Raw genomic sequence first — 6,349 nt, 5'->3', positions numbered from 1 at the left:
GTTCCACCGCTTCCTGGATGACCTGCAGGGCCTCCTCCCGCCGGCCCAACCCGGAGAGCCCGGCGCCCAGGTTGGTGAGGCTTGATGCCAGGTCGGGGAGGAAGGCCTGGGGGTATTGGACGGCCAGCTGGCAGTAGAGTTCCACCGCTTCCTGCGTGGCCATTAGGGCCTCCTCCCGCCGACCCAACTCGGAGAGCATCACGCCCAGGTTGGTGAGGCTTGATGCCAGGTCGGGGAGGAAGGCCTGGGGGTGTTGGACGGCCAGCTGGCAGTAGAGTTCCACCGCTTCCTGGGTGACCTGCAGGGCCTCTTCCCGCCGGCCCAACTCGGAGAGCCTCGCGCCCAGGTTGTTGAGGCTTGATGCCAGGTCGGGGAGGAAGGCCTGGGGGTGTTGGGCGGCCAGCTGGCGGTAAAGTTCCACCGCTTCCTGGGTGGCCGTTAGGGCCTCCTCCCGCCGGCCCAGGGCGGAGAGGGCGAAGCCCAGCAGGCTCAGGGCCCGCGCCCGCTCCTCCGGCTTCTCCGGCGGCGTCCGCTCCAGCCGGGCCCGGTAGAAATCGGCCAGGAAGGGCCGCAGGGCCAGGGTGCGATCGGGGGCCGGCAGCGCCGCAGCCAGCGCTCCCCATGCCGCAGGGGGCCACCCGGCCAGGCGCTCGGCGGCCGCCCGCATCCAGCCTCCCACCCGTTCCCGCTCCGCCCCGCCCCTCGCCCGCTCCCACAGGCGGGCCAGCGCCTCCAAGGCCTGCTGGGCCGCGCCGACGCCTTCCTCCGGCTTCGCTTCGGCCTCCTCGGGCGCGGGGAGGGCCAGGGGGACCAGCTCCGGGCGCTCCGTCAGCCGCCGCATCAGGACGTGGTCGGCCAAGGGGTCGGGCGCGATGGGCGGGATCATGCTCCCCTCCGCGCGGGGGAAAAGGGCCGGGAGGAGCTCGACCAGCTCGTCCCAGCTCACATCCGGGATCGGCCGGAAGCGGGCCTTGAGGAAGGCTGCCGCCGCCTCAGCGTCCGGGAAGGGCCGGCCCAGGGTGGCCAGGACGCTCAGGTCTTCCACGACCTCCAGGGCGCGGCGCCGCCGCGGCTCCGGCTGGCCCTGCAACAGCGGCATCAGATGCCGCTCCCAGGCCGCCCGCTCCCGGCTCCAGGCGCACTCGAACACCCGCTCCGGGTCGGCGGGGCGGTCCACCCGCTCCCCCGCCGCCGTTACCAGGGCCAGCAAGAGGACGTGGAGGGGGGACTCGGGCAGCTCTTCGTAATCGGGGAGGGGGCGGCCGCTCATCCCGAGGAGCGCCGCGAACCGCGCCCGGGCCTCCCGGAAGAGCTCCCGACGGTCCTCCGGGTCCAGGTCCGGCAGCGATCGGGGCTCCCTCTCCACCGTGGGGAGGCTGAGGAAGGCCGGCCAGCCCACATATTCGGGGTCGGTGTAGTCCTGAAGGTCCTTTTCCAGCCAGTCCGGGAAGGTCCGCTCCAGGAGGACGAGGGCCAGGGGGGCGGCCCGCTCCTCCCGGGCGCGGGCGGCCTCGCGCAGCAGGGTCCGCACCTCCTCCGCCCGGTTGGCGATGTAGTCCACGATGAGCAGGGTGGGGCGGGGGTCGGCGGTCAGGAGGCGGGCGTTCTCCGGGGTAAGTCGCCCGGCCCGCAGGAAGCCGGCCCACCAGCCCTCCCGGCGCAGGGCCTCGCCGGCCTCGATCAGCAGGCGGGTCTTGCCGGCGCCGCCGGGGCCGATGTAGGTGCGCAGCCCCACCGGCGGCTGGGCCGCCTCCAGCCCCTGGGCCCAGGCCAGGAGGTCCTTCAGGGTTTCCCGGAAGGCCTTCCCGGTGTAGGGGACCAGACGGTAGCGGGCGAGCAGGAGGTCGGCGCGGAGCTCGGAGATGCGCGATGCATCCAGGCTTTGGACCGGCCAGGCGACCAGATCTTCGGGCAGGCCGCGCAGGGCGCTGATGGCCTCGTAGAGGGCATCCACTCTGGCTTCGGTGCGCAGGATGCTCAGGCCAACGATCACCTGGTGGAAGGCCTCATCTTGGATGAGATGGGCGCGGAGAAGGCGCAGATAAAGGGAAAGGGCGCGACGGAGCTGGTCCTGTTCCAAGCCTGGGATCTGGCGGAGCGCTTGCTCCAGCACGCGCTGGAGGTCCGTTTCATCCCATCTTTGCAGCAGGGTCTGCAGGGCTTGCTGGAAAAGGGGACGGTTCTGCTGGGGGAGCATGGTCACCCACTGCGCCACGGCCTCCAGCCCTTGTCGGCGGGCCTCCTGGATGAAGGCGTCCTCGGCCTGCTGCAGGAGCGCCTGCAGGCGCTGACGGGCCGCCTGATCGCGCCGCAGCCCTTCTATGGCCTGGACGGCGCGGCGGGCGAGCAGCGTGCCGGGAACGCCTGCCTCGCCCAGGACCTCCAGGAGGAGATCCACGATTTGGGCGACGGTCTCGTGGGACATTCAGGGTCTCCGGGGCGGGGTCCTTTCGCCTCGATTATAACGGAATGAAGGCGTTGGGAAGGTTGCAGAGCGCGGGCTGCGCGGGGCTCCAGCGGAAGGAAACATCGCCGGCGGTCCCGCTCCACGTCCGGGGCGTTCCGGTTTTTCAGGGCCGTGGGGGGATGGGGCAGGGGCGACCGGCCGGTCGCCCCTACTACATCGGGCTGGGCTTCCGACGATTTTGGGAGACATCCCTCCACGCCATCCGGATTGCCGGGCCTCTCGTCCTTCGTTACAATGGGGGTGTGGGGCAACCGCGAGCGTTGCCCACACCGAGGATGCGTGGATGCCATGTCCGCCCAGGCCTCTGCCCTGCACAACCGTTTGCGTCGGGAGATCCTACAGGCCCTGCAGCGCCGGGGAGCGGCCCTGCCCATCGAGCTGGCCGCCCTCACCCTATCGTTCGTCGATGAGATCCGCCCGGTCCTGGAGGAGCTGGAAGCGGAGGGGCTGATCGAGCTCCGGAACGTCCGGGGCGGGCCGCTGGTCGCCCTCACCGCCCGGGGGCGGGAGCAGCTTCGACACCTCTCATAGAGATCTCCACGGACCCGCCTGGGCTGCCCCGGGCGCCCGCGTGGCTGGCCGGGGGCTCGGCCCTCCGCGCCCCTGGGGCCCGAGCGCATCCGACGGGGAGATCCGGGAGTCCGGCGATGTTCCTGCGCGGCCCTCTGCCTCCCGGGTTGATCCGCCATGGAACTTCTGACGGAGCGCGATCCGGATGGGTAGATGGGAGACGGTTCTCCAGGCCGGGCCTTATCTGACGGTCATCGGCCTGGCTGCCCTGTGGGCGCTGGGCGAGATCCTGCAGACCTTCCGGAGCGATATCCGCCGGGCTTTGCGGAGCGGATGGAGCGGTTTGTTCATCGGCGCGCACGTCCTCTTCGTCCTGGCCCTCTACGTCCTCGGGCGTCGGCTCCGGCTCCCCCCGGAGGATCCGTGGCTGCTGGCGGTGGCGGTCGGCATCGGAGGGCCTGTGCTGTTGCGCGCCCAGGTCAACCTGCTGCAGCCCTTAGATCCGAACGTGGGCCAGGCCGTTTCGCTCTCCCTGGCCGATCTCTACGGCCGCTTCCAGCGGTTCTGTCGGGATCAGATCGATCAGCACCTGGTCTCCGAGCGCATCCGCTTGCTGGAGCAGGCGATGCAGTTGCCGGTGGAGCTCCTGGAGGAGCGGGTGCGGCTTTACGGCCATGCGTCCCTTTTGCATTCCCCTGAGGAGATCGAGGGCTATCTGACCCGGCTTCGGGAACGCTTCGAAGGAAAGGAGCGCGCGCTCTACATGGCCTCTTATCTGATGGCCCAGGTGGGCTATGATTTCCTGCAGCGGGAGATCCGAAGGCTTCCGGGAAAATCTCCATGAACTCGGATCCCCTCCGATGAGCGACCCGTATCGGAACCCAGCGCCGCGAAGCGTGTCCGTCGCCCGCCCGGAGGACCGGCGGGTGGTGATCACCGGGATGGGGGCTCTTTCCCCCCTGGGCCTGGACGTCCGCTCGTTCTGGGAGGGCCTGATCGCCGGCCGCTCCGGCATCGGCCCCATCACCCAGTTCGACGCCTCCGGCCTCCCGGTCCGCATCGCGGGGGAGGTGAAGGGCTTCGACCCCACGGTCGTCCTCTCCCCGAAGGAGGCCCGCCGCATGGCGCGTTGCTCCCAGTTCGCGGTGGTGGCCGCCTGGGAGGCGGTGCGGGATGCGGGGTTCGATGGCTTCCCGGATCCGGAGCGGGTGGGGACGCTGATCGGGGTGGGGATGGGGGGCTACGAGGTGGCCGACCGCCAGATCCAGATCTTCCGCACCCATGGGCTGTCCCGGGTGAGCCCCTTCGCCCTGGTGGCCTCCATCCCCAACATGCCCAGCCACCACGTCAGCGTGTATTTCGGGGCGAGGGGCCCCATCGCCACCGTGGCCGCCGCCTGCGCCACCGGGGCCCAGGCCATCGGCGAGGCCGCTGAGTGGATCCGCCGGGGGATCGCCGATGTCGTGATCTGCGGGGGGGTGGAAGCCCTGATCACTGACTTCGCCATCGCCGGCTTCGCCGCTATGCGCGCCCTCTCCACCCGCAACGAGGAGCCCGAGCGGGCCAGCCGCCCCTTCGACGCCCACCGCGACGGCTTCGTCTACGCCGAGGGGGCCGGCATCGTGGTGCTGGAGCGCCTCTCCCACGCCCGTTCCCGGGGCGCCCGGATCTACGCCGAGGTCCTGGGCTACGGCAACGCCGCCGACGCCCATCACGTGGCCGCCCCGGAGCCGGACGGCGCGGGGGCCGCCCGGGCGATGCGCTGGGCCCTGCAGGACGCCGGCCTGGGCCCCGAGGACATCGATTACATCAACGCCCACGGGACCTCCACGCGGCTCAACGATCCGATCGAGACGGCGGCCATCAAGCAGGTCTTCGGGGAGCATGCCTATCACATCCCGATCAGCGCCACCAAATCGATGATCGGCCACACCATGGGCGCGGCGGGCGCCTTAGGAGCCATCGCCACGGCCCTCACCCTGGTCCACGGGGTGATCCACCCCACCATCAACTACGAAACCCCCGATCCCGAGTGCGACCTGGATTACGTCCCCAACGTGACGCGAGCCGCCCGGGTGCGCCATGCCCTGGTCAACGCCTTCGGCTTCGGCGGCCACAACATCTCCCTCGTCCTGGGCCGGTGGGAGCCACCGGATCCCTGAGTCCGGCCGAAGCAGATCGGATCCGCCGCGCCCCCGGGGCCAGGCTCCGGGTATAATTCCCACAGGACGCATCTCCGATGGGGGTTTCGGATTGATCTGGCGGCGGATTCGGGAGCTGTGGCGGGGGGGCGAGGCGGCCGGCGACCCGGACGCCATCTGGTTGTATGTGCAGTGCGCCCGGTGCGGGGCGCCGGTGGCCGTGCGGGCCGACCGCCGTTACGACCTGAACCCGGATGAAAGCGGGACCGGCTACATCTTGGTGAAGGAGATCATGGACGATCGCTGCTTCCAGCTGATGCGGGCCGAGGTCCGCCTGGACTCCGGCTACCGCGTGGTGGAGCGAGCCATCGAGGGCGGACGGTTCCTGAGCGCGGAGGAATACCAGCGGCTGCGATCCGCTGCCGAGCGGCCGCAACCCTGAGGGAGGGATTCGTCCACGATGAAGGTGGTGCGCAACGAAGCCTATATCCGGCGTCGGGCGACGATCGGCAACTGGGCGTTCCCCATCGGCTACATCACCCTGATCCTCGGATTGGTCACCTCTTTGCTCTATCCGCAGCTGGCCCTCATCCCGGTGATCGCTTTCTTCGTCGGCTTCGGCCTCACTCAGATCGGGATCTATTACATCCATCGCTTCGTGCGGCCGGATCGCCCGGAGGCGGCCCTTACCCAGGCCCTCAAAGGCCTGGACGACCGTTACGTTCTCTATCACTACATGCTGCCCGCCGACCATGTGCTGGTGGGTCCCGACGGCGTGCGGACCTTCACCGTCAAATGGCAGCGCGGGGAGATCCGTTGCCGGAACGATCGCTGGTCCCAGCCCATCGGGCTGTTGCGGTGGTTCTTGCGCTGGATGGCCCAGGACACGCTGGGGAACCCTACCCGCGAGGCGCAGCAGGAGGCGGAGGCGTTGCGCCGCTATCTGGCGCGGCGCCTGGATGGAAAGGAGATCCCCGTCCGGCCGGTGATCGTCTTCACCCATCCGGAGGCCCGTCTGGACATCGAAGGGAGCAGCGTCCCGGTGGTCCATGCCCGCAAGCTGAAGGAGTGGCTACGTAAAGAGGGGCGGGGAAGCTCTCTCCCCCGGGAGCTCCAGGCCGCTTTGGAGCAGATCCTCCCCCGTGGGGAAGCGTAGAGGCGCGGTGACGCTTGGAGGCCGAAATTCATTTCGGCCTACATCCGCTCGCATCAGGGATCCCACCGCGTTCGC

Annotated in this window: 6 protein-coding genes; 5 read left to right on the top strand and 1 reads right to left on the bottom strand. The window is 70.0% G+C overall.

All coding sequences use genetic code 11. The features are described from left to right. Positions 1-2,425: tetratricopeptide repeat protein (locus tag CFB18_RS13360; protein ID WP_159461762.1), on the bottom strand; the 2,425-nt coding region annotated here is incomplete at its 3' end. 330 nt (positions 2,426-2,755) lie between these two features. Here CFB18_RS13360 and CFB18_RS13355 point away from each other — a divergent pair. The 5 genes from CFB18_RS13355 to CFB18_RS13335 all read left to right on the top strand — a co-directional run bounded on the left by CFB18_RS13355 (position 2,756) and on the right by CFB18_RS13335 (position 6,274). Further along, a complete protein-coding gene (locus tag CFB18_RS13355) occupies positions 2,756-2,998 on the top strand; it encodes a hypothetical protein (RefSeq protein WP_088572293.1) in 243 nt (80 codons plus the stop codon). 184 nt (positions 2,999-3,182) lie between these two features. After that, positions 3,183-3,821, top strand: a complete 639-nt coding sequence (locus tag CFB18_RS13350) for a hypothetical protein (protein WP_088572292.1) — start codon at positions 3,183-3,185, stop codon at positions 3,819-3,821. A gap of 16 nt (positions 3,822-3,837) precedes the next feature. After that, a complete protein-coding gene (gene fabF, locus CFB18_RS13345) occupies positions 3,838-5,139 on the top strand; it encodes a beta-ketoacyl-ACP synthase II (protein ID WP_088572291.1) in 1,302 nt (433 codons plus the stop codon). Between the two features lie 91 nt (positions 5,140-5,230). Then, a complete protein-coding gene (locus CFB18_RS13340) occupies positions 5,231-5,560 on the top strand; it encodes a hypothetical protein (protein WP_200808226.1) in 330 nt (109 codons plus the stop codon). Positions 5,561-5,578: 18 nt separating this feature from the next. Continuing rightward, positions 5,579-6,274, top strand: a complete 696-nt coding sequence (locus CFB18_RS13335) for a nuclease-related domain-containing protein (RefSeq protein WP_088572290.1) — start codon at positions 5,579-5,581, stop codon at positions 6,272-6,274. Positions 6,275-6,349 lie beyond the last annotated feature (75 nt).

Origin of the sequence: Thermoflexus hugenholtzii JAD2 (assembly GCF_900187885.1) — a bacterium.
GTDB classification, from domain to species: Bacteria; Chloroflexota; Anaerolineae; order Thermoflexales; family Thermoflexaceae; genus Thermoflexus; species Thermoflexus hugenholtzii.
This window is presented reverse-complemented; position numbering and strand designations above follow the sequence as displayed.